Raw genomic sequence first — 23,335 nt, 5'->3', positions numbered from 1 at the left:
TCAACTACGCGGCCGGTAGCTTCAGCCCATAGACCCGAGCAGCATTGCTCGTCGTGATTCGCGCCAACTCTACGTCAGGGCTGTCCACCAGCTCGGCAATGGCACGCACGGTATAAGGAAGACAGTACGGTTCATTCGCTGAGCCACGGTAGGGATGCGGCGTCAGGAATGGCGCGTCGGTTTCCACCAGAAGCTGCTCGGCGGGAATCAGCGGCACAGCTTCGCGCAGCGCGCGAGCGTTGCGAAAGCTCGCCGTCCCGGACAGGCTGAGCAGCCATCCGGCGTCGACGCAGCGGCGGGCCATCGCGCTGTCGGACGAAAAGCAGTGGAAGATCACGGCCTCGGGTGCGCCTTCCGCGGCCAGCACATCGAGCACCTCCGCGTCGGCGTCCCGGTTGTGAATCATCAGTGGTTTGCCCGTCCGCTTGGCCAGGTCGATATGCCAGGCGAAGGCCTCCCGCTGCACCGTCGGCTCGGCGCAGCCCTCGAGGCGGCCCGGCCAGTACAGGTCCAACCCGGTCTCGCCGATGGCAACCACTCGCGGGTGGGCCGCCAGTCGCTCGATCTCGGCGCGGGCGTCGTCGGTGAGCGCCTTCGCGCGCGTCGGGTGCAGCGCGACCGCGGCGTACACCCGCTGGTCCCACTCGGCCGCGCGCGTCACCCAGCGCGCGGAATCCAGGTCGTCGGCGATGGTCACCACCGCCGCCACACCCACCTCCGCGGCTCGCTCGATGATGGCTTTGACGTCTTCGGCGTCGCGCGCGCCGCAGGCATCGAGGTGAGTGTGGGCGTCGACCAGCGGCGCCAGCGGCTCGGGAGCGGGAGGTGTCTGTCGGTTACCGGACCGGTTGGAGCTCACGGGCACACAATAGGGTGATTCGCAATGAGGCCCTACTACGTCACCACCGCGATTACGTACCCCAACGCCGCGCCGCACCTGGGTCACGCCTACGAGTACATCGCCACCGACGCCATCGCGCGGTTCAAGCGGCTCGACGGCTTCGACGTGCGTTTTCAAACGGGCACCGACGAACACGGCCTCAAGATGGTCCAGGCCGCCGCCGCCGCGGGGCTGCCCACCGCGGAGCTGGCTCGCCGCAACTCCGACGAGTTCCAGCGCCTGCAGGAACGACTGGACATTTCGTTCGACCGGTTCATCCGCACCACCGACGCCGACCATCATCAGGCGTCCAAAGAGATCTGGCGCCGGATCGAAGCGGCCGGCGACCTCTATCTGGACAGCTACGCGGGCTGGTATTCGGTGCGCGACGAGCGGTTCTTCGTCGAATCGGAGACCGCCGAGGTGGACGGAACCCGGATCGCCGTGGAAACCGGCACCCCGGTGACCTGGACCGAGGAGCAGACCTACTTCTTCCGGCTGTCGGCGTATGCCGACAAGCTGCTGGCCCACTACGACGCGAACCCGGACTTCATCGCTCCCGAGGTGCGGCGCAACGAAGTGGTCAGCTTCGTCTCCGGCGGATTGCACGATCTGTCCATCTCGCGCACCTCGTTCGACTGGGGGGTGCAGGTGCCCGGGCAGCCCGACCACATCATGTACGTCTGGATCGACGCGCTGACCAACTACCTGACCGGAGTCGGGTTCCCCGATACCGACTCGGAGTCGTTCCGCCGCTACTGGCCCGCCGATCTGCACATGATCGGCAAGGACATCATCAGGTTTCACACCGTCTACTGGCCCGCGTTTTTGATGTCGGCTGGAATCGAGCTGCCGCGAAGGGTTTTCGCGCACGGGTTCTTGCTCAACCGCGGCGAGAAGATGAGCAAGTCGGTGGGCAATATCGTCGCCCCGGAAGCCTTGGTCGACAGGTTCGGGGTCGACCAGGTCCGCTACTTCCTGTTGCGCGAGGTGCCGTTCGGTCAGGACGGCAGCTACAGCGACGAGGCCATCGTTACCCGGATCAACACCGACCTGGCCAACGAGTTGGGCAACCTGGCCCAACGGTCGCTGTCGATGGTGGCCAAGAACCTGGGCGGGGTGGTGCCCGATCCCGGCGACTTCACCGCTGACGACGCCGGCCTGCTGGCGATCGCCGACAGCTTGCTGGAGCGGGCACGGGCGCATTTCGACGCGCAAGCGATGCACCTTGCGCTGGAGGCGATCTGGCTGATGCTCGGCGACGCCAACAAGTACTTTTCGGCGCAGCAGCCATGGGTGCTGCGCAAAAGTGAGGCCGAGGCAGACCAGGACAGGTTCCGCACGGTGCTTTACGTCACCTGCGAGGTGGTGCGCATCGCGGCGCTGCTGGTGCAGCCGGTCATGCCGCAATCTGCCGGCAAGCTGTTGGACCTGCTCGGCCAGCCCGAAGATCAGCGTTCGTTCGACGACATCGGAGTGCGCCTGACGCCCGGAACCGCGCTGCCTCCGCCGACGGGTGTATTTCCGCGTTACCAGGAGCCGACAACCGAAGCGGAGTAGAGCAGCGGGCGAAGGTCGAATTGTCGAACGGCGTCTTTTTCCCAATCAGGGCCCAATCAGGGCCCGATCAGGTCGCCAAATCTGTTGGCAATCTCCGAGCGCGCGTGCGACGGAATCTCCGGGCAAATCGGGCGGCGTGCGCGGCAATCCAGTTCTCGTTGCCGCGGAGGAACGGGTAGTCGGTGACCACCATGTGTCGCACGGCGAGCATCGCGAACGGCGCGTCCAACGGTCTGAAGTCCGGGTTGCGAAGCCCCTCCTCCTGATGGCCGGGGTAAAACTGGCCGACCATCAGCCCGCGCTTCACGAATGCGTTCTTGCATTCGTCCTGGACGGCATCGATCTGCCGGAACTCGGTGACCTCAGGGAAGACCACGACGACGGCTTTGTAGATCGACTCCGGGCGATCGACCGGAGGAAGTACCGGCAGCGCCGCTGCGATTTCCTCGAGCAAGCCGACCATGCTGGCGTGGTCCAGGTTGTTCCCGCGCACGAATGCCACCCAGAACAGATGCTTCTTGATCGAAGTGCCCGTGAAGGGGCAGACGGCACCCGTACGCCCGAGATCGGGATGAGCCTTGCTCAACCAGTTCGTGGCCCAGTGCTTGACCGTCCCAAACTCCCACTCCGACACTGCCGGAGGCGTCGGACCTGCGAGCGTGGACAGCGGCACCGAGAGATCTGGGGTGCGGAAGGCCGCAAGCTTTGCGCTATGCCGGTTCATCGGTGCTCGCGGCGTCAACCGTAAAAGAAAATTCCGATTCCCTTGACTTACAGAGCGATTCGAGCATGCTCGTCGCGAGCAGCTCCGCTTGGGGCGGCTGAAGCAGCCCGACGTGGTCACCGGCAAGACGATCCGCGGCCAACGGTCCCTTGTGAAATGCGTCCCAGCCCAACAGATCTTCCTCCGCGGCTGCTGCGGAGACCTCGCTCACGAACAGGTGCATCGGCACCTGATGTCCGGGCTGCCGATAGCGAGCTGCGATCTCGGCAGCGCCGCGGCAGTCGAAGCCGCGCTGCGTCCGCGGCGAACCACTCCCAAGCACTCGCCGCGCGATTTCGGCGTACTTGGCCCGCTCGTCCGCGAGCTTTTCGCGTAGCCGGTGAATCCGCCAGCGCGGCGGCAGCTGCAGCATCGATGGTGCCTCGATGTCGAGAATGCCCAACCACTCGATTTGCTGGCCGGCATGGACAGCCTGACGGGCAACTTCGTAGGCCACCAGGCCGCCGAGCGAATAGCCGGCCAGCGCAAGCGGACCCACTGGCTGCCGGTGGCGGATCATCGAAAGGGCTTGTCTCGCATGGTCTTCGATGGCGACCAATCGGTCGAACTGCCCGCCTGGCTGTTCGGGGATCAGCGTGTGTACCGGCTGCGCGGCACCCCACTGCGCGGTAAAGTGCCTGACGCTCATCGCGGACGCAAGGTCGGAGAAGATGAAATGCAGCGGTGGGCTCGATGTGACTTCCTCAGTGTCGCCGGAACTTTCGGCGCCGATCAACTTGGCGAGTCCGGCAACCGTCCTTCCCTCATCGACGACCGCTGCTACCGACAGCTCGACACCAAATTCGAGCGCGATATTGGCGACCAAGCGGGCTGCCAAGAGAGAGTGACCGCCCAAATCATAGAAGTCTGAGTCGATGTCGGTCACGGGCGGCATACAGATGTAGCCACCACGCGTATGCGGCAGCCAGCGCGTGAAAAAGGGAGGCGCCCGCAGCCCCCGCAGCGCGGCGCAGCCCTTCGGCCGTGGCGTGGTCGATCGCAAGCGGGATCGTGCCGCCGACAAAAGTCTGACTCGGCGGACGCGGATGATCGAGCGGCAGACTGCTCGGCGTGCTGCCGGCAAGCCGGCAGCGCCACTTGGCAATTCGGGCGGCTGTCTCCCGTCCGCGAACCCAATCACGCTCCCACCTCGTGTAGTCGGCGTACTGCGCTTGCGGCTCGGGCAGTGACTCGCCGACCACAGCAGGCACGCCCGTGGCGTAGCTGCGGTACAGGGCTGTCAGCTCTGCGAACACCACGCGCTGCAGCGTTGTCCAGTCGAAAACCAGATGGTGGAGGCCCAGCTGCAGCCGGTGGTCGTCGTCGGCGATGCGGATCAGCTGCGGGCGAATCAACGGGCCCTCGGCCAGGTCATAGGGATGCAAGGCGTCGGCAGCGGCGATCTCGGTAGCGCGCTGTGCGGCGTCTTCGAGACTCAGGTGTGTCAAATCAACAAGGGGCAGATGAACTTTCGTTGGCTTCCGGACGATTTGATGAGGCACACCGTCAATCGTGTCGAAGGTGGTGCACCACACCTCATGCCTCCCGACCACCTCGGTGAGCGCGCGGCGCAGCGCTTCCACGTCGAGCGGACCCGCCTTGCGAATCGTGATCAGCTCGCTGTACGCGGGCGAGTCCGGTGCGAGCCGGCTGAGGTTCCAGAGCCGAGTCTGCGAAACCGACAGCGGCAGCGGTGCCGACCGGGACCGCGGACTGACGCGACGCGTCTCGGTCACGGCGTGCTCACCGAGTCGAGCCATCGTGCCGCGACCCGGCGCTTTTCATGCAGGCACCGCCTGCGGCGCGGTGGTCACGAACGACACACGGTCCTCCTGGCCGCGGGGACGGCATGCATACCATACCAATAGTTTACTAATCGGCTATTTCGCATACCTTATCGCGGTTAACGACGCTGGCGTCAAGTCAGTAGTTTGTTTTGGCTACAGTGACCGATGGGCCGGTGGTCCGATTGGTCACACATGCCACATCAGCAGCGCCACGCACGGCGCTAACCGATTGCGGAATGCGCTAGCACCGGATATCAACGTCGCGCAGAGAAAAGCACGGACGTGACAGTTGAGGTCGCTGTGGCCAATACGGCCGCGGGCATTTTCAGGGTGCCGGCGCCGTCACCCATCGGCTCGGGCCCTGGACCGGCGGAGCCATAACTGCCGATTCCAAAAAAGACCGCATGTGGCACCTGCTGCCGTGGGTAATAATTGGGCGCGTGGAACGACGACGCACCTGGCAACAAACCGAATCGCCGATGGCCACGCTGGCGCAATTGCCGGCTCTGGTGATCCTCGAGCGGATTCCGGTTCCAGTGCTGGCCATTGGGGGCGACGGCAAAATCTTGTTCACCAACACCGCCTTCGCGGAGATGGTGGGCTGCGAATCGGAAGAGGTCTTGTCACTAAGGTTCCACGAGATTTTCCATCAGGCACCGGTTTCGGAATCGCTGCTTTCGGTCGTCCATGCATTGGCGAACATGGTTGTCGAACTGGCGCACAAGGATGGGTCGGTGGTGCGCGCGTTGATGAGCAGGTCCGCGGTCATGCGCGCGGACGACGATTTCGCCCTCGCGACGTTCCAGGACTTGACCGAGCAGTTGTGGGAAGACGGGCACTGAAATCGTCGAAGTGGTCCGAGCTACTCCCGGGCATCGCGAAGGGATTCGCGCGCAAGGAATTCGCGGAAATAGGGGAGGGATTCCTCGGCGACTATGCCGGCGATCAGCAGTGCCCATATTTGACCAACCCGTTCGGCGAAGTCGCCACCTGCCCTGCCGTCGTCGGAAACCGTGTTGTTCAGCAACCGCATTCCCAGCACGGCGCCAACGATCAACTCGCTGACCACCGTCGGCTCGACGTCCTGGCTGAGGTCTGCTTCGGCGGCCGCGCGCCGGGCCTCTTCGGTCATCAGATCGACCAACCCTGTGCCGAAGCGCGTAGCGGCGTCGTTGAATCCGCTCAAGGCACCGCTCAATTGCTCGGCGGCGCGGGCCATTTTGTCAGAGCTCAGCACCTCGGCAATGGTGAACGTGCCGTGAATCATGTTCTCCAGCGCCGGCGACGACGACCCACACACGTTGCGGAAAGCGGCAAGCAAGGTGTTCGAGCCTTCTTCGATGATGGCCGACGCCAGCGACTCCTTGGAATCAAAGTGGTGATACAAGGCCCCCTTGGTCATCCCGGTGCGCTCGATGATCGTGCCCCACGCCGCAGCCGCATAACCGACCTCGCCGAATACCTCGATCGCGGCATCGAGAATCCGTCGCCGGGTGACTTCGGACCGAACCTGGCGGGCCATCGCTCTGCACCTCCGGAGGTTGGTGTCGAATCGCTTAGATTCCGGATGTCGGAGCCTATATTCCCCGGCCAGGGACCTAACGCCTAGAGACGTTACACGCTCGCGACCAGCCGAACTAAAGGTCTGGTCAATCGGAATCGGCGCCGGTCGAGCTGGTGTTGATTGCCAGCGCTGTGCGGCGCCTGACGAATTGGCGGAAGTAATCGATCCGGTCCGGGTGCAGGATGCCGTTGAGCACGATGGCCCAACTCTTCTCGAGGTCGCCCAGAAATCGTTCCGGCTCGTCCAGGTTGGTGGTCTGTCGCAATCCCAGGTGCAGCGACACGACGAGCCGTCCCAAATCCGCTGGATCACAACGGGGATCGACATCACCCTCGGCGACCGCACGTTCTGCGGCAGCAGCCATAGAGTTGACCCAATCGTCGAATAGCCGCTGCTGCAACCCTTCCGACCGGCCTACCGACTCGAGCAGGTTCAGCGCCGCCCTGACCGCGTAGGTCTTGATGTCGTGAACGGCTATCAGATAGGACACGTCGATAAGGGTTTCCAAGCCCGAAAGCCGGCGCGCGAAAACCTCTTTCAGAGTGGTTGTAGCTTCGGCCGTTTGCCGCTCGATGATCGCGACGGCCAGCGCATGCTTGGACCGGAAATGGAAATACATCGCGCCCTTGGTCAGTTCGGCTTCGGCGAGGATGTCGTCGAGGCCGACGTCGTGGTAAGCCCGTCGAGCGAACTGATGCGCGGCGGCCCGCAGAATCTGCCGCCGCGTCGTGTCGGCGCGTCCGTCAGTCGAGTGCGTCGTCATCGCAATTGCGAAGCAAGCCGCCGGTCATTCCAATCATTGCCCGCCGCGAACGTGGTCAACGCGAGTGTCCGAGCCGACCGGCATGCCGGCTGGATCGCCTTCACGTTCACGTTGCCCTCCTCGAAACAGGGGCACACCTCGGTCAAGAAAGAGCACGTCCGACGTGTCCGGGTTGCGTTTCCGAGGTTAGCAGCAACGCGCCGACCTGCTGAGTTCCGACGCTGTTAACCCGGCTACAAACGTGGATACCAATAGTACGTGTGTGGGATGCGTACCATGCTTTCGGTATGTATAGTCTCCGATCAGATGGCTGGCAGTTTGTTCATCCGCCGGCCCCACTCCGGGTTAGGGGAAGCGCATGTCGTTCTTGACCACACAGCCAGAAGCAATGGCGGCATCGGCCGGCGCGCTGCAGGGCGCCGGCGCGGCGGTGAACGCCGGAAACGAGGCTGCGGCAGGTCCCATAACGGCAATCGTCCCGCCGGCCGCCGACCGCGTGTCTGCGCTGCTGGCAGTGCAATTCGCCGCGCACGCCCAGATGTATCAAGCCGTGAGCGCCCAGGCCGCAGCTGTTCACCAGCAGTTCGTCGACGCCCTGGCCGCAAGCTCCGGTTCCTATGCAGCCACCGAGGCCGCCAACGCGGTCGCGGGTCGCTGACCCCCGAGGGAAGCCATCACAGTGCTGGATTTCGGCGCGCTGCCACCGGAAGTCAACTCGACGCTCATGTATGCCGGTCCGGGGCCCGGGTCGCTCGTGGCGGCGGCGGTGACCTGGGACGAGCTGGCGGCCGAACTGACTGCCGCGGCGGCTGCGTACCGCTCCGTGGTCGCCGGACTGACCAGCGGTCGATGGCTGGGCCCGTCGTCGCTGTCCATGGCCTCCGCGGTCGGGCCGTATGTGGCATGGACCAGTGGGACTGCCGCGCGTGCGGGCGAGGCGGCCAGCCACGCCAGGCTGGCTATAGAGATCTATGAAGCGGCCTTCGCGATGACGGTTCCACCGTCGGCCGTCTACGCCAACCGGGTTCGACTCGCGACGCTGGTCGCAACAAACCTGCTCGGTCAGAATTCGGCGGCCATTGCGGCTACCGAGGCCGAGTATGTCGAGATGTGGGCCCTGGACGCCGCGGCGATGTATCAGTATGCCGCGAACTCGGTTGAGGCGTCGGACGTCACCCCGTTCGCCTCGCCGCCGCAGGTCGACAATCCCGTCGGGCTGGTTGCGCAGCGCAACTCGGTCGCCGCGGCCACGGGTGAATCGGGGGCGACCCAGACGACGCTGGCGCAGGTGGTCACCTCGGTTCCCAACGCGCTGCAAGGACTCTCGACCCCCGCGGCGGCCACGACCGGGTCTTCGGGACTGCTCAGCGGGCTTACCAGCGGCACGTCCGATCCGTCGTCCATGGTGGGCATGGTGACGAACCTGTCGATGATCGGCTTGACTCCGCTGTTCGGCCTGTCCAGCGTCCTGGGCATCGCCCAGACCATGCAGAGCATGGCGGCCACGGCAGCGACGGAAGTGGGCGGAGCCGCCGAGGCAGCAGCTGCCGGTGCCGCCGACGCCGCCGGTGCGGCCGGGGCCGCCGAGGCCGCCCTTGGTGGGAGCGCGCTCGCGAGCATGGGTCAGGCCGCCGCCCTCGGCTCGCTCTCGGTGCCGCCGGCCTGGACCAGCGTCATCCCGACAGCTCCGTTGGCCAGCGTGGGCGCCGCTCTGCCGAACGGCGGCATGGGCCCCCTGTCGCAGATGCCAGCGCTGCTGGGCGGGATGCCGCTCGGCGCTCCCAACGGTGCGAGCCGGGCTGCCGCCCCGCGATATGGACTGGTACCGACCGTGATGGCCCAACCGCCGAACGCCGGCTACGGCTCGGCCGTCTGACCCGAAAGGCCTCCGATGCGCCCCGAATACTCGCTGGACAGCCCTACTTCCCGTTACATACCCAAAGTATGTACACGCGCGGTTATAGATATTTCTGGTATGCGCAGTGTGCCGCTGGGCACAGCGCCCGGCGACCGTTCGAAGGGATGGCAGTCATGAAAGTCGTGCTCTTTTGCGGCGGCTACGGCATGCGCATGCGCAGCACCGACGGCGACCTCGTCCCCAAGCCGCTGCAAATGGTCGGTCCCCGGCCGCTGTTGTGGCACGTAATGCGCTACTACGCGCACTACGGGCACAAGGAATTCATCCTGTGCCTGGGTTACGGCCAAGCCATGATTAAGGACTTCTTCCTCAACTACCGCGAGATGGAGTCCAACGACTTCGTCATGCGCGCAGGCAAAATCGAGTTGCTCGACTCCGACATGTCGGACTGGACCATCACCTTCGTCGACACCGGTCTGGAATCGCCGATCGGAGAGCGGCTTCGACGGGTCCGCAAGTACCTGGGCAACGACGAGTACTTCCTGGCCAACTACGCCGACGTGCTGACCGACGCGCCGCTCGACATCATGATCGACCGGCTGATCGAAAGCGGCGCAACGGCTTCCATGCTGACGGTGCCGCCGCAATCGTCCTTTCACTGCGTCGATATCAGCGCCGACGGCGACATCAAAGAGATTGCGCCGGTGACCAAATTCCCGATCTGGGTGAACGGCGGCTACTTCGTGCTGAAGCAGAAAATCATCGACCTGATCCCGGAGAACGGTGACCTGGTCGGCGACGGGTGCATGGCGCTGGCCGGGACCGGTGGATTGTTGGGCTACCAACACGACGGTTTCTGGAAGCCCGCCGACACGTTCAAGGAGCGCGCGGAGCTGGACGCCGACTACAACGCGGGAGTCCGGCCGTGGATGGTGTGGGAGCGGTCGCCGGTGGGGTGCTCGGCATGATTCCACTTACCACCGGCGCCATCGATTCCGTTGCCGCCATTGGCGCGCACTGCGATGACATCATGATCGGCGCCGGCGCCACCCTGATCCAGATCGCACGTCACAATCCCGGAGTCACCGTGCATGTGCTGGTGTTCACCGGCGCCGGGACCGACCGCGAGATCGAGGAGAAAAACGCCTTCGCGGCGTTATCCCCGTACGCCAACGTGGATTTGACCGTGCTCGACCTGCCGGACGGTCATCTGCCCGAACACTGGCGACACGTCAAGCGTCACCTCGCCAAGTTCCGCCGCGGCTGCGAGCCCGATCTGGTGTTGGGTCCCCAGCGCCGCGACTTCCACCAGGACCACCGCTTGATCGGCGAGCTCATCCCGACCGAGTTCCGCTCGCATCTGGTGCTGGGCTACGAAATCCTGAAATGGGAGTCTGATCTGCCGAATCCTGCTGTCTACGTGCCGGTTCCGGACGAGGCGGCGGCCCAGAAGACGCGGCTGCTCATGGAGAGCTATCCGTCCCAGATGCCGCGCGATTGGTTCGAGGCTGAGGCATTCCTGGCGCTGATGCGGGTCCGCGGCGTGCAATGCCATACCCGCTACGCCGAGGCATTCGTCGTCGAAAAGGCGGTGCTGACGCCGGGCGCCGCCACGGCACTGAACTAGCCGGCCGCCGAAAACCCAGTCGAAACTATATCGAAGGGACACCACATGCGAGTGCTGGTCACCGGCACAGAGGGATATCTGGGCTGCCTGCTGGCACCACTTCTGCTCGAAGACGGCCACGACGTCGTCGGCCTGGACACCGGCTACTACAAGGCCGGTTGGCTATGCCCGGGTGCACTTGCCGGAAGCACCCACGGCGCCGAGCCGGCGACCCTGGTCAAAGACATCCGCGACGTGACCGTCGACGGTCTGCGCGGGTTTGACGCGATCGTGCATATGGCCGAGCTGAGCAACGACCCGATCGGCGACCTCATCGGCGACGTCACCTACCAGGTAAACCACCACGGCAGTGTGCATTTGGCCGACTGCGCCAAGCGAGCCGGCGTCACCAGGTTCGTCTACATGTCGTCGTGCAGCGTCTACGGCATCGCCGACGGCACGGTCGACGAGTCCAGCCCGGTCAATCCGCTCACGCCCTACGCGAAATGCAAGGCGTTGGTCGAGCGAGATCTCACCGCGCTGGCGGACGACGACTTCTCCCCGACTTTCCTCCGCAACGCAACCGCTTTCGGCGCCTCACCGCGAATGCGGTTCGACATCGTGCTGAACAACCTGGCCGGCCTGGCGTGGACCGAACACCGCATCGCGATGACCAGTGACGGTACGCCGTGGCGGCCGCTGGTGCACGCCCTCGACATCGCGCAGGCGATCCGCTGCGCGCTGCGCGCCGACCGGCAGAGCGTACATGCGCTGGTGGTCAACGTCGGCAGCGACGAAAACAATCGCACCGTGCGCGAGATCGCCGAGGCGGTAAGCGCCGAATTCCCGGGCTGCGAACTGACTTTCGGGCCGCCCAATGCCGATAACCGCAGTTACCGAGTCGCGTTCGGCAAGATTCGCGAAGTATTCAGCGACTTCAACGCCACCTGGGACGTGGCCGCCGGCGCGGCCCAGCTACACCGGGTGTTCCAGAGCATCGCCATGGAACCGGAGACATTCCACGGCCGCGGACATACCCGGCTCAAGCAAATCGAGTACCTGCTCAAGACGGGCCAGGTCGACGAACGACTGTTCTGGAAGGAGGCATCGTGAAGTACACGCCCACGAGCGTCGCGGGGGTGACGATCATCGACATAGAGCCGCACCGCGACCACCGCGGCTTCTTCTCACGATCGTTCTGCGCCGACGAGTTCGCGCACTATGGGCTGATTTCCGATGTCTCGCAGACCAACATCTGCTTCAACAACACCCGCGGCACGGTACGCGGCCTGCACCGCCAGGTGCCGCCACACGCCGAGGCCAAGTTGGTGCGCTGCACCCGCGGCGCGATCATGGATGTCGCCCTCGACGTTCGCCCAGAGTCGCAGACCTACGGCAGACACGTGATGGTAGAACTGAGCGCGGACAACCGCCGGGCGCTGTTCTTGCCACCCTACGTAGCCCACGGGTTCCAGACTCTGACCGACGACACCGAAGTCGTGTACCAGGTCAGCGGCCCCTACGAGCCGGCCGCCGAAGAGGGATTTCGTTGGGACGACCGGGCTTTCGGCATCAAATGGCCGCTTCCGGTCACGGTGATGTCCGAGAAGGACGCCAGCTGGCCCGCGACCGGTGAGACACCAGAGATCACGCCGGCCGAAAGTGCGGCGTCATGACGAGTTGTGCGCGTCCCGTGCGCACAGATCACTGGGGATAGGCCGGGAAATGGGCCACGACAAGCTGGCACGGGTTCCGGTGCGCATGGTCGTCAGCGGCAGCATCGTCGAACGCTGCGACACCGGCGAGGTGCTGTCGATCATTGCGGCACGCCTGCGATCCTCCGGGCCCGGCTTGGCCGTGGGATCGGTGAACCTGGACCACCTGCACCATTTCCGCAATATCGGGGCCGCTCCCGCGGGCCGGCTGGAATGGCTGTTGCTGGCTGACGGCATGCCGATAGCCTGGCGGGGCCGGCTGCTCACGGCCGGCCCCTGGCCGCGGGTGACCGGAGCCGACTTGTTACCGGCCGTGCTCGCGCTGGCCGAAGATTCCGGACTGCGGGTCGGCTTCTTCGGCGGTAGCCCTGCAACACATCACTTGCTGGCACGGCATGTGTACGCGCGCTATCCCGGGCTGAAGGTTTCGGGGATGTGGGCGCCGAATCAGGCCGAGATCGAATCGGATTCAGAGACATTGGCAGCCGCCATCCGCGACGCAGAGACCGACATCCTGGTAGTCAGCCTGGGCAAGCCCCGCCAGGAACAGTGGGTCGACCGGCACGGGCATGCGACGGGAGCACGGATATTTTTGCCATGCGGTGGCGCAGTGGACTTTCTGGCCGGTAAGACCCGCCGTGCCCCGCAGTGGATGCAGCGGTTCGGGTTGGAGTGGGTCTACCGGCTCGGTCACGAACCACGACGACTGGCCCGCCGATATCTCCTGCAGGGTCCGTTCGCGTTGTTGCGCGCCACCCGCGCCCAGCTCATCTGCTATCCCGGCGTCTACTACGCCGGCCCCCCGGCCCACGATCATGCCGTGTTGCCGACCGCCGCAACCGAAGCGGCATCGGCATAGAAGGCGCCCACATGATCACTACGCTACGAGCCCTGGACGGCCGGTCACCGGTCAATGCGAACCCTGCCCCGCCACCGTGCGTCAAAGTGGTTTCCCGCTGGCAGCAGCAGTATGCACGTCGCCTGCACATCACCGACTCGATAATCGTATGCGGCGCAGTAGTACTCGCTCAATACGTCCGGTTCGGCCGCGAGCCGGATACGTCGGGCTACCCGGGTCCGGTGATGACCCTGTTCTCGTGCCTGTTTGCGGCCCTTTGGCTTTCGTCGATCGCGGTGTTCCACACCAGGTCGACGCGGGTGATCGGGTCGGGCATCGACGAATACCGGCGCATCGCCAGCGCGTCGTTCTGGACGTTCGGAATCATCGCGATGGTCACCCTGCTGGCCAAGATCGACCTGGCTCGGGGCTACCTGGCCGTCGCACTTCCCGTCGGCACCTTAGGACTGGTGGCGAGCCGCAATCTGTGGCGCAAGTATGTCTGGCAACAGCGGATCAAAGGCCGCTGTCAGACAATGGTTTTGGCGATCGGTGACCGGGCGGGCGTATCACACCTGGCACAGGAGTTGCTACGCAATCCGAAGGACGGCTACCTGGTCGTCGGAGTCTGCATCCCGGGGTACGGCCCGGCCCGCGGCGACATGCTGATGGTTCAGGGCCGCGAAATACCGATCCTCGGCGACGAAACCGTTGTGTTCTCCGCGATTCAGTACTGCTGCGCGGACACGGTGGCTGTAACGCACACCGAACACTTCGGTGTGCGGGGAATCCGGGAGCTGATGTGGCAGCTGGAGACGATGGACATCGACCTGGTGGTGGCGCCCGGGGTGGTGGACGTCGCCGAGGCACGACTGACATTGCGCCCGATCGCGGGATTTCCTTTACTGCATGTCGACAAGCCGCAATATGAAGGCACACAGCGCTTCCAGAAGCGAGCCTTCGACTTCTGCTTTGCGCTGGCGGCGCTCATCGGAACTTCGCCGCTGCTGATCATCGCTGCCATCGGCATCAAGCTGACCAGCAAAGGACCGGTCTACTATCGCGCCGAACGCATCGGCCTGGACGGCAGGCCGTTCACCATGCTCAAGTTGCGCACCATGGTCAACGGGGCGGACCAACAGCTCGATCGCCTGCTGCCGTTCAATGAAGGCGCCGGCGGCATGCTCTTCAAGATGCGCGACGACCCGCGCGTGACCCGCGTCGGGAAATTGCTGCGCCGGTTCAGCATCGACGAGTTGCCGCAGTTCATCAACGTGCTCAAGCGGGACATGAGCGTGGTCGGCCCGCGGCCACCGCTGCGCCGCGAGGTGGAGAACTACGCCGGGGACGTCAAGCGGCGACTGTTGGTGAAGCCGGGTGTCACGGGGTTGTGGCAAGTGAGCGGGCGCTCTGATCTTTCCTGGGAAGACTCGGTGCGGCTGGACCTTTCCTATGTCGACAACTGGTCGATGGCAGGTGATCTCGTGATCATCGCCCGCACACTCAAAGCCGTCCTGGCCAGAGACGGGGCTTACTGATGGTGGGCCGCCATGAGTAAGCCGGTAACCGAGGCTCAACCCGATAGGGCCGTCGGGTCCGATTCGTCCGCTGTGACCGGACCCGCCGAGGTGCAGGCGGGACGGATCGCGCACGCAGTCATAGTCCAAATGATCTGCCGCGCACTGGGAATGCTGGCCTCGGTGATTTCGGTGGCGATGACCGCCCGCTACCTGGGCCCCGGCCGTTACGGACAGCTCACCATCGCGGTCGCCTTCATCGGCATGTGGACCAGTCTGGCGGATCTGGGAATCGGCACCGTCATCGTGCGCCGCGTGACCTCCGGCAGAGGTGATCTCGAGCGGCTGGTACGGGTCAACAGCGGCCTGTCGCTGGTCTATTGCGTGCCGCTGGCGACCGTTGCGGCGCTGTGCGGGTTGCTGATCTATCGGGACGCCGACGTGCGGGTCATGCTGGTGGTGTTGTCCGGACAGCTGTTGATGCTGACCATGAAGACGCGGTTCGAGCCGGTGTTCTTGTCCACCGTCCGGTTCTCCGCGGTGGCGTTCTCCGACATCGCGGGCCGGCTGGCCACGCTGGCGGTGGTCACCTGGCTGGTGACGCAGCGAGCAGATGTCATCTGGTTCGCGGTCGCCCAGCTCCTCCCGCCCCTGCTGCAATTGTTGATCCAGGGCACGGCCGCGGCCCAGCACATCTCGCTGCGCCCCGCCTTCGCCCCGCAGGAAGCGAAAGACCTACTGCGGGAGAGCCTCCCGCTGATGGGTGTGATGGTGGTAGGGATCCTCTACTGGCGCACCGACGGCGTGATCCTGTCCCTGGTGAGCAGTCCCGCCGAGGTCGGCGTGTACGGGCTGGCCTACACGATCGCGTTCAACACCGAGGCGTTGTCGACCTTCTTCCTCAAGTCCACCTTGGCGACGGCCACCACCCTGTTCTCCCGCGACGTGGCGGCTTTCGCCCGCTTCCTGCGCCGCAGCGTCGAACTGATGTATTTCGTGGCCATCCCGGTTGCGGTCGTCGGCGCGCTGCTGGCCGGACCTCTCATCGGACTATTCGGCGACGCGGCATACGTCGGTCGCGGAACGCCTACCCTGGGGTTGCTGTTCATCGCGGTCGCACTGCGATTCGTCTCCGCCACCCTGGGTCAGGGTCTGTTCGCCAGCCATCAGCAGCGCTTCTTCTTCCGGCTGTTCCTGGTGGCATTGGCCCTCAACATCGCGCTGAACCTGGCTCTGGACGGCCGATTCGGCGCTGTCGGCGCCGGAATCGCGTTGGTGTGCACCGAGTTGTTCGGTTTGGTGCTGGCCGGCTGGCGGCTGCGTCGTGAGTGCGACTACCGCGGCCCGGGCCTGTTCCTACTGCGGACGCTGATCCCGACGTCGGTCAGTGTCGTTGCGGCACTGCTGCTTTCGGGACAGCACGTGGTTCTGACGCTGGCCGGTGCCGCCGCCGCATATCTGATCGTCAGCCTCGCGATCGGCCCCGTGAACTGGTCGACGCTGAGCTCGCTCTATCGGAAGCAGGTGGTGACATGACAACGGAAATGTGCCGGACGCACGCGGACTACGGCGGCCCCGCCGAACCCCTGGGCACCCCGATGTCGCAGCGGCCCTTGGCCGTGCTGATCGTGACGTACAAGAGCCACGATCTGGTGGAGCAATGCCTCGCCAGTGTCGCCGAGCAGCTACCCGGCCTGCCGGTCTACGTCTACGAGAACAGCGGTGACGGCTACCCCGGTCGTCAGGAACTGGCTGCCCGCCACCCGCATGTGCATTGGGTGCTGGGGCCGGTGAATCTTGGCTTCGCCGCGGCCTTCAACGCGCTGGTGGAGCACACACCACCGGACACCGATCTGCTGATGATGAATGCGGACAGCCGACTGCGCGGTCCGCTGACCCGCACCAGGGAGTTGCTGCAACAACCCGGAGTGGCCGCCGTATCGCCGACGATGCGTGACGCGGCCGCCCCGCGCCGGGTGACGTGGGACGTCGCGCGCCGACGCACCAAGCTGATCCGTGCGCTGGTGGCGGCCAGCGGCTATTCGGACAGGTTGCGCGGCACACCGGTTTCGCAGCTCTATGCCCGACAGCCCACCGAATCGCAGGAGATCGACGGATACATCGCCGGCGCCTGTTTGGCGATCAGCCGTGTGGCCTGGGACTCCGTGGGCGTCTTCGACGAGGAGTTCTTCCTTTACGGCGAAGACGTCGACTGGCAGACGCGCGCCCGCGCGGCGGGCTGGCGCGTGGTGCTGGCCGACGAGCTTGCGGTCGATCACGGCAATGCGTCGCCCGCAGACGACGTTCCTGACCTAAAGGGGCCCGATTCGGTGCACGGCGGTAAGGTTTCGGCCGACGAGCGCCGACGGAACCGGGACTTGCTGCGTGCCAACACCGCGCTGATGCTCGAACGCCAGGCCACCGTTCACCACGCAGACATCTACCTTGCCGGCACAACGCTTTTGGACCGTGTCCAGCGGTCGAAGCGCATCGCCCGCGCCGAGACGCGCACCAGACAGCGCACCGACCTACCGGCGATCGTGATCACCACCAACCGGCTGGTCTACGGCGGCGCCGAGCGGCAGAAGTCGGTGCTGGCAACGGAATTGGCGCGCCGTGGCTACCCGGTCACCATCGCCTGTGTGCAGCGCTTCGGTCCGCTGATCAAGGAGATCCCACACAATGTGCGCGTAGTGCGCCAGCCGTGGTGGGCACCGCACGTGGACTTGCCCCCCGGTCCGGCGGTGGTGATCAGCGGAGACACCAACACCGAGACGGGATTTGCCACGGTGTGGCGGGCGTCGGGCGCCCACCGGCGCTGGCTGGTGGCCCCGCACACTCATCCGGACATGCCGATCTACTCGCGGGCACTGGTGGCCGCAATGAACCGCGCCGACGGTTTCGTCATGCTGGCGCAACGACACTGGGACATGCTGGCCGAACACCATCGGCTGACGCGCCGCCACTTCGTGGCGCCCAACGGCGTGGTGGTACCCGGGCCGCCCGCTGCGCCCAGGGCCCGTACGGCCGGTGATGCGCTGCACCTGGTGATGCTGTCCCGGATCGAGGAGTTCAAGAACCCACATCTGCTGATAGAGGCCCTCGGTGGGCTGGCCGAATTGCCCTGGCGGCTCTCCATATTCGGTGACGGACCCGATCGCGAGAAGCTGGAGGCCCGCACCCCCGAAGGGCTGCGCGACAGGGTGCACTGGCGCGGATGGTCGGACGGCCCGGGACCCGCGCTCGCCGACGCCGACCTGCTCTGCATGCCAAGCCGTTGCGAGACCTTCCCGCTGGTGATCCTCGAAGCGATGGCCCGCGCCGTACCAGTGGTGTCGTCGGCGGTGTGTGCGGTGCCGGAAATGCTCGATTTCGGCGCGGCGGGGTTCCTCGTGGAGGACATCTCGGTGGCGGGATGGCGGGAGCGGCTGGCCGAAATCCTTGCCGAGCCCGATGCGTTGCCGTCGGTCGGGCGGCGCGGCTTCGAGCGAATCAGCAAGCACTACACCGTGGAAGCGATGGCTGAGGCCTACATCGACGCGATCAACGAGGTGCTATGACCGGCGCGCTGACGAGAGGTGCATCATGAACATCGGATCGGGCTGGAAGACAACGCTTTCCGGACGAGCCCGCCGCGACGAGCGCCGCAACCCGACGGCCGCCGACGAGTCGCCGATGTATGAAACGGTGATCCTGGGCGGTGGGCCGGCCGGGACCGGGTCGCTCGTCTGGGCGGCGCGGCACGGCCGGCTGGGGACATGGCTCGACAGCGGAGTCGCACTGGTCGAACAAACCGGCCAGCTGGGCGGTGCACTCGGCCAGTACCCACTGAACGCGGACTCGCGGGGCACATCGTTCCTGGAATGCCTCGACGGGCCGCACTGCGAGGCCGCGCTGACCGGGGTACGGGCAGATCCGGTGACGACCGAATTGGAACGCTGGCGCGAGGGCCGGCCAACGCTTCGGCTGGTCAACCGTTTCGAGCGGTGCGTGGGTTCAGCCATCTTGTCCGAGTTCGCCCGGCATCCGAACAGCCGTGCCTTCACCGGTGCAACCGCGCTGGCAATCCGGCAGGAACGCGGCGGGCCGGTTGCCATCCTGATCGCGACCCAAGGTGGGCGACGTAGCGTCATCCGCGCCGCCAGTGCCGTCGTCGCGCTGGGCGGGCGTCCGATCACCTCGTGGAGCGGCGTCGAACTCGGCACCGGCCTGTGTCTCGGGGACTGGCGGAGCAAGATCTTGGCCAGCCACCGGCTGCTGACGCGCGGCGGCGCACAGGAGGTGGGGCGACGGCTCGCCCGAATCAACCGCGAGCCTCGCGTGGTCATTGTGGGCGGGGCGCACAGCGCCTTTTCATCGGCATGGATGCTGCTGGAACAGGTCCCGGGGCTGCGTTTCGGCCCGCGCAGCGTGCACATTCTTCATCGCAGCGAACCGCGCCCGACGTATGTGTCGCGTGGCGCGGCCTGGGCCGATCGCTATGAGTTCTCCGAAAGCGATGTCTGCCAGGTCACCGGTCGCGTGCACCGGCTCGGCGGGTTGCAGGGCGACGGTCGTGAAGTATGGCGGCGTATCCACGGAAAACCGGGGGCCGAGCGGGACGAACGCGCCGTCACCATGCCCATCAACAGCCTGACGCGTGCCGAGCTGAAGGGACTGCTCGATAACGCAGACCTGATCGTTCCGGCCCTCGGATATCGCCTGGCGACCATCCCGATCTACGACGCGGACGGCCATCCGGTGAGATTGGCGAGCACCGGCCCCGCGGTCAGGGCTGACGCGCGGCTGCTCGCGGCCGACGGCACACCCGTCCCCGGCGTGTTCGGGGTGGGGTTGGGCAGCGGTTTCGTGCCCTGGGGCGCCATGGCCGGCGAAGCGTCCTTCGCCGGCCAGCAGAACAGTCTCTGGCTGTACCAGAACGGCCTCGGCGAGCTGATCTACAACAGCACCCGGCGATTGGCGCAGCAGCAGATGCGTAGTCCGGCAACCACTTTCGACGCGAATCCGAGCCGGGACGCCGGCGCGGCACTGGCAGCTACATCGTCGGCGTCGTCGGCAACAAAGGAGGCGTGACTTTGCCTGTCAAGCTGTCTAACCCGTTGAGCACCAGGCGTGGCCGTCGGCCTCGTCCTTCGCCGTCGAGGCCGGTCGGCGGTGCCGTGCCGGACGCAATGTCCAGCCGCGCGCCACGAATCGAGAGTGGAATGATATGCCGCTTATGCGATTCCGATCGATTGTTCAGTGTGTTGGACCTTGGCGCGACTCCGCCCTGCGAGAAGTTCCTCACCGCCGAGGAGCTCGATCTACCGGAACCCACTTTTCCGCTGCACCTGCGGGTGTGCGAGGACTGTCTGCTGTTGCAGATACCGGCGCTCATCACGCCGGAGGACACGTTCAACGAATATGCCTATTTCGCTTCGTTTTCCGATAGCTGGGTGCAGCATGCCAAGAGCTACGTGGGAGACGCGGTACGACGCCTGAACCTGGGTCCCGAGTCGTTCGTGGTGGAGGTCGCCAGCAATGACGGCTACCTGTTGCAACACGTCGTCGCAGCGGGTGTGCCGTGCCTGGGCATCGAGCCGTCGCTGAATGTCGGGGGGGCCGCACGGGAGCGCGGTGTGCCCACCGTGTCAGCGTTTCTGGATGAGCAGATCGCTCAGGCCATTCGCGAAGAACACGGCCCGGCAGACTTGGTCGTCGCCAACAACGTCTACGCGCACATCCCCGATCTGCGCGGCTTCACGCGTTCGCTGCGCCGCCTGCTCGCCGACGACGGCTGGCTGAGCATCGAGGTCCACCACGCGCTGCATCTGGTGAAATTCGCACAGTTCGACACGATCTATCACGAACACTTTCAGTACTACACGCTCTTCTCGGCGATCAACGCACTCGCCACGGCCGGACTGGCCGTCGTGGATGTCGAGCTCCTGCCGACACACGGCGGATCCATCCGGGTGTGGGCCCGGTCCGCCGAATTCGCCGGACCACCGACCGACCGGGTGGAGAAGGTGCTGCGCGCCGAGGATGCGGCCGGCCTGCATCGCGTCGATGGTTATCTGCAACTGCGTGCACAGACCGAGGCGACCCGCCACGCATTGTTGCGGTTCTTGTTGCAGTGTCGCGCCGAAGGCAAGCGCGTCGTCGGGTACGGCGCGCCCGGCAAGGGCAACACATTGCTGAACTACTGCGGGATTCGCAGCGATCTGATGGAGTACACCGTCGACCGCAATCCGTACAAGCATGGTCGGTTCACACCGGGCACGCGCATCCCGATATACGAACCAGAGCGCATCGCCAGCGACCGCCCGGACGTGGTCGTGGCGCTGCCATGGAACCTCGAAACCGAACTGACCCAGCAACTCGACTACATCTCCCAGTGGGGCGGCCAGCTGGTTTTCCCGCTCCCGACATTGCACCCGGCGCGACAACCATGACTCCGAATGCGTTGTCAGCACAGCGGAGAGCCGCTCAAGGCGCGGATTGCGATGGCACCATGACCATCTGCCGAGGGTGTGGCCGCCCCGACCTTGATCGGGTGCTCGATCTGGGAAAGGTGCCGGCGGCGGACCATTTCCCTCCGGCCGGCGAACCGGTGACCGCAGAGGAGGCGTCATATCCGCTCGCGATGGATCTGTGCGTTCATTGCGGCCTGGCCCAACTCGCCGATGACGACACCGAGACCGCCGAACCGCGCGGTGTCGAGCCGCAGGCCTTGCGTGACCAGGCCGTCGATGCGATACAGCGAGTGTCGACGGGGGGCTGGCTGCGCGGCAGCACCGTTCGCGAATTCGGTAGCCCACACGGCGGGACGTGGCTACCGCTGCTGCTCCAGCGTGGTTACTCGGAGTGCGTGTCCGGGCCGGCCGATGTGGTGCTCGATTCCTTTGGCATCATGCATGATCCGGATCAGCGATCGGCGTTCCGGCTACGAGCGGAGGCGACCGCCCCCGGCGGGGTGCTACTACTTCAATTCCACTCGCTGTTGACGATCGTGCGGCTGGGTCAGTGGAACGCGTTGCGCCACGGCCACTTTGCCTATTACTCGCTGACAGCGTTAACGAGGTTGCTCGCTGCGACCGGCATGAGCATCGTCTCAGCGTGGGAGTTCGGGCTTTACGGCGGAACCGTGCTGGTGGCCGCGGTGCATGGCAAGGCCGAACCCGACCACAGCGTCAACGACATCTTGCGGCGTGAGCGCGCCTTCGGCGTCACGGACACGACCGTTGTACAACGACTGCAGCGCTCCGCCCAGGATCACATCGCGCGGCTGCGCGACTGGCTGCTGGAGCAGGCAAGCCGCCAGCGCACGGTCTACGGATACGGCGCCGGGTCACGCGTCGTGGCACTGTTCAGCATCGCCGGCGTCGATCGCCGACTGTTGCGGGCCGTCGCCGACGCATCACCGGCCAAGCAGGGGCGCCGGATACCGGGCACCGACGTGGTGATCGTCTCACCCGAACAACTCATCGCGGCCGATCCAGATCGGGTGCTGTTGACGCTGCCGGACCTCTATGACGAGGTCCGGCAAAAGTTTCCTCAACTCGACGGACGCTGGTCAGTCGACATACTGGATTGAGACCGCAAATGACCGTACTGAGCCACGACCAGGCGCTGCCCAATTTCGCCGAGCACGCTGAGGACGCCAAGAACCACGCCATCGAATCACCCAGGGCACCACAGGAATACGTGCAGCGCTACTTGACTCGTCAGGTAGCGGATCGGTGTAGCGGCCGGAATACGCTGCGCATCATCGACATCGGGTGCGGACGCGGTGACACCGTCGCATGGCTGCGCGCCCAGGGCTGGGACGCCTACGGAATCGACATCTCGGCTGAGTACATAGAGCGGGGACGCCGATACCTGGCGGGAAGAGGTGACGATCCCGCGCGTCTGCAGGTGATGAACGACGACTTGAGTTACCCGTTCCCGGACAACATGTTTGATGTCGTGTTGTCCGATCAGGTCATCGAGCACGTCGCCGATCTTGACCTGTTCGCGGCGGAGGTGGCGCGTATTTCGGCGCCGGGTGCGCGCGGGCTGCATATCTGGGATGCCAAATGGCGTCCCGTCGAAAGCCACCTCAGGTCTCCGTTCGTGCATTGGCTACCCAAGGGTCCGCTGCGCCGCGCCGCCGTCGCGGCAGCGCTGCGATGTGGCCTTGCAGCGCCGTACTTTACGCAATTCGACTTTCCGGACCGGGTTGAGATCTTCCACCGGTTCAGCCAGGACGAGACGTTTTACCGCTCACTGCGGAGCAGCATCGCCACCCTGCAGCGCCACGGTCTGCGGTGCGACGCGCGGATGACCTCACAGGACAAGATCGGCCTTCGTCTGCCGGCCGCGCCGAAGGTGGCCCTGCCGCTGGTGGGGTGGCTCTATCGCCACATGTTCAGTGCTGTGGTGGAGACGCGCCAGTGGACGCATCCACGGCGAAAGCCACAGCGCCTTAAGCGGATTCACGGCTGTCCCCTCTCCGCGAGCCCC

22 protein-coding genes are annotated in these 23,335 nt (G+C 65.3%); 16 read left to right on the top strand and 6 right to left on the bottom strand.

Going from position 1 to position 23,335, the window contains the following annotated elements; genetic code table 11:
* Nucleotides 1-4: 4 nt before the first annotated feature.
* On the bottom strand, nt 5-865 hold the full coding sequence (locus tag A9W99_RS18745; RefSeq protein WP_067381418.1) for a TatD family hydrolase: 861 nt from the start codon (nt 863-865) through the stop codon (nt 5-7).
* Nucleotides 866-883: 18 nt separating this feature from the next.
* On the opposite strand from A9W99_RS18745, the gene metG reads away from it, so the two are divergent.
* Entirely contained in the window at nt 884-2,440 is a 1,557-nt protein-coding gene (gene metG, locus A9W99_RS18740) for a methionine--tRNA ligase (RefSeq protein WP_067381415.1), read from the top strand.
* Nucleotides 2,441-2,507: 67 nt separating this feature from the next.
* Here metG and A9W99_RS18735 read toward each other — a convergent pair whose 3' ends face one another.
* From A9W99_RS18735 to A9W99_RS18725, 3 genes are read right to left on the bottom strand one after another with little or no spacing between them, the layout of a single operon-like run.
* Nucleotides 2,508-3,164: a DUF6875 domain-containing protein gene (locus A9W99_RS18735; protein ID WP_067381413.1), complete on the bottom strand. Its 657-nt coding sequence runs from the start codon at nt 3,162-3,164 to the stop codon at nt 2,508-2,510.
* Nucleotides 3,151-4,089, bottom strand: a complete 939-nt coding sequence (locus A9W99_RS18730) for a thioesterase domain-containing protein (protein WP_172828908.1) — start codon at nt 4,087-4,089, stop codon at nt 3,151-3,153. The genes A9W99_RS18735 and A9W99_RS18730 overlap by 14 nt, the downstream gene beginning before the upstream one ends.
* Nucleotides 4,061-4,939, bottom strand: coding sequence for a condensation domain-containing protein (locus A9W99_RS18725; protein ID WP_067381407.1), 879 nt, complete (start codon nt 4,937-4,939; stop codon nt 4,061-4,063). Before A9W99_RS18725 ends, A9W99_RS18730 begins: the two co-directional genes overlap by 29 nt.
* 530 nt (nt 4,940-5,469) lie before the next feature.
* Between A9W99_RS18725 and A9W99_RS18720 the strand changes: the two genes are divergently transcribed.
* On the top strand, nt 5,470-5,832 hold the full coding sequence (locus tag A9W99_RS18720; protein ID WP_082930092.1) for a PAS domain S-box protein: 363 nt from the start codon (nt 5,470-5,472) through the stop codon (nt 5,830-5,832).
* Between the two features lie 20 nt (nt 5,833-5,852).
* On the opposite strand, the gene A9W99_RS18715 is transcribed toward A9W99_RS18720, so the two are convergent.
* Both A9W99_RS18715 and A9W99_RS18710 read right to left on the bottom strand, forming a co-directional pair.
* Nucleotides 5,853-6,512, bottom strand: coding sequence for a TetR/AcrR family transcriptional regulator (locus tag A9W99_RS18715; RefSeq protein WP_067381401.1), 660 nt, complete (start codon nt 6,510-6,512; stop codon nt 5,853-5,855).
* Between the two features lie 127 nt (nt 6,513-6,639).
* A complete protein-coding gene (locus A9W99_RS18710; RefSeq protein ID WP_067381398.1) occupies nt 6,640-7,317 on the bottom strand; it encodes a TetR/AcrR family transcriptional regulator in 678 nt (225 codons plus the stop codon).
* 358 nt (nt 7,318-7,675) lie between these two features.
* Between A9W99_RS18710 and A9W99_RS18705 the strand changes: the two genes are divergently transcribed.
* The 14 genes from A9W99_RS18705 to A9W99_RS18640 form a co-directional block, all read left to right on the top strand.
* Complete coding sequence (locus A9W99_RS18705; protein WP_067381395.1) at nt 7,676-7,975, top strand: PE family protein; 300 nt, start codon at nt 7,676-7,678, stop codon at nt 7,973-7,975.
* 21 nt (nt 7,976-7,996) lie between these two features.
* Nucleotides 7,997-9,193, top strand: coding sequence for a PPE family protein (locus A9W99_RS18700; RefSeq protein ID WP_067381392.1), 1,197 nt, complete (start codon nt 7,997-7,999; stop codon nt 9,191-9,193).
* 155 nt (nt 9,194-9,348) lie between these two features.
* Nucleotides 9,349-10,143, top strand: a complete 795-nt coding sequence (locus A9W99_RS18695; RefSeq protein ID WP_067381470.1) for a glucose-1-phosphate cytidylyltransferase — start codon at nt 9,349-9,351, stop codon at nt 10,141-10,143.
* Nucleotides 10,140-10,802, top strand: coding sequence for a PIG-L deacetylase family protein (locus A9W99_RS18690; RefSeq protein ID WP_067381467.1), 663 nt, complete (start codon nt 10,140-10,142; stop codon nt 10,800-10,802). Before A9W99_RS18695 ends, A9W99_RS18690 begins: the two co-directional genes overlap by 4 nt.
* A 45-nt stretch (nt 10,803-10,847) precedes the next feature.
* The gene (locus A9W99_RS18685; protein ID WP_067381389.1) at nt 10,848-11,894 is read left to right on the top strand and encodes an NAD(P)-dependent oxidoreductase; all 1,047 of its coding nucleotides are present in this window, start codon (nt 10,848-10,850) and stop codon (nt 11,892-11,894) included.
* Nucleotides 11,891-12,457 (top strand): dTDP-4-dehydrorhamnose 3,5-epimerase, encoded by a 567-nt coding sequence (gene rfbC, locus A9W99_RS18680; RefSeq protein WP_067381386.1) that lies wholly within the window; start codon nt 11,891-11,893, stop codon nt 12,455-12,457. The genes A9W99_RS18685 and rfbC overlap by 4 nt, the downstream gene beginning before the upstream one ends.
* A gap of 49 nt (nt 12,458-12,506) precedes the next feature.
* The gene (locus tag A9W99_RS18675; RefSeq protein WP_253870051.1) at nt 12,507-13,355 is read left to right on the top strand and encodes a WecB/TagA/CpsF family glycosyltransferase; all 849 of its coding nucleotides are present in this window, start codon (nt 12,507-12,509) and stop codon (nt 13,353-13,355) included.
* Nucleotides 13,356-13,366: 11 nt separating this feature from the next.
* Complete coding sequence (locus A9W99_RS18670) at nt 13,367-14,872, top strand: sugar transferase (RefSeq protein WP_082930089.1); 1,506 nt, start codon at nt 13,367-13,369, stop codon at nt 14,870-14,872.
* 12 nt (nt 14,873-14,884) lie between these two features.
* On the top strand, nt 14,885-16,387 hold the full coding sequence (locus A9W99_RS18665) for a flippase (protein WP_082930088.1): 1,503 nt from the start codon (nt 14,885-14,887) through the stop codon (nt 16,385-16,387).
* Nucleotides 16,384-18,411 carry a glycosyltransferase gene (locus tag A9W99_RS18660; protein ID WP_067381384.1) on the top strand — a complete coding sequence of 676 codons (2,028 nt, stop codon included), beginning with the start codon at nt 16,384-16,386 and terminating at the stop codon, nt 18,409-18,411. The genes A9W99_RS18665 and A9W99_RS18660 overlap by 4 nt, the downstream gene beginning before the upstream one ends.
* A 25-nt stretch (nt 18,412-18,436) precedes the next feature.
* Entirely contained in the window at nt 18,437-19,924 is a 1,488-nt protein-coding gene (locus A9W99_RS18655; RefSeq protein WP_067381381.1) for a hypothetical protein, read from the top strand.
* Nucleotides 19,925-20,055: 131 nt separating this feature from the next.
* A complete protein-coding gene (locus tag A9W99_RS18650) occupies nt 20,056-21,285 on the top strand; it encodes a class I SAM-dependent methyltransferase (RefSeq protein ID WP_067381378.1) in 1,230 nt (409 codons plus the stop codon).
* Nucleotides 21,286-21,344: 59 nt separating this feature from the next.
* On the top strand, nt 21,345-22,427 hold the full coding sequence (locus tag A9W99_RS18645) for a class I SAM-dependent methyltransferase (protein WP_067381375.1): 1,083 nt from the start codon (nt 21,345-21,347) through the stop codon (nt 22,425-22,427).
* Nucleotides 22,428-22,435: 8 nt separating this feature from the next.
* On the top strand, nt 22,436-23,335 hold a 900-nt coding region (locus tag A9W99_RS18640), incomplete at its 3' end, for a class I SAM-dependent methyltransferase (protein ID WP_156623178.1).

The organism is Mycobacterium sp. 1164966.3 (assembly GCF_001665395.1).
In the GTDB taxonomy this organism is placed as follows: Bacteria; Actinomycetota; Actinomycetes; order Mycobacteriales; family Mycobacteriaceae; genus Mycobacterium.
The sequence above is the reverse complement of the archived record's forward strand: the minus strand, read 5'-3'. Positions and strand labels throughout refer to the sequence as shown.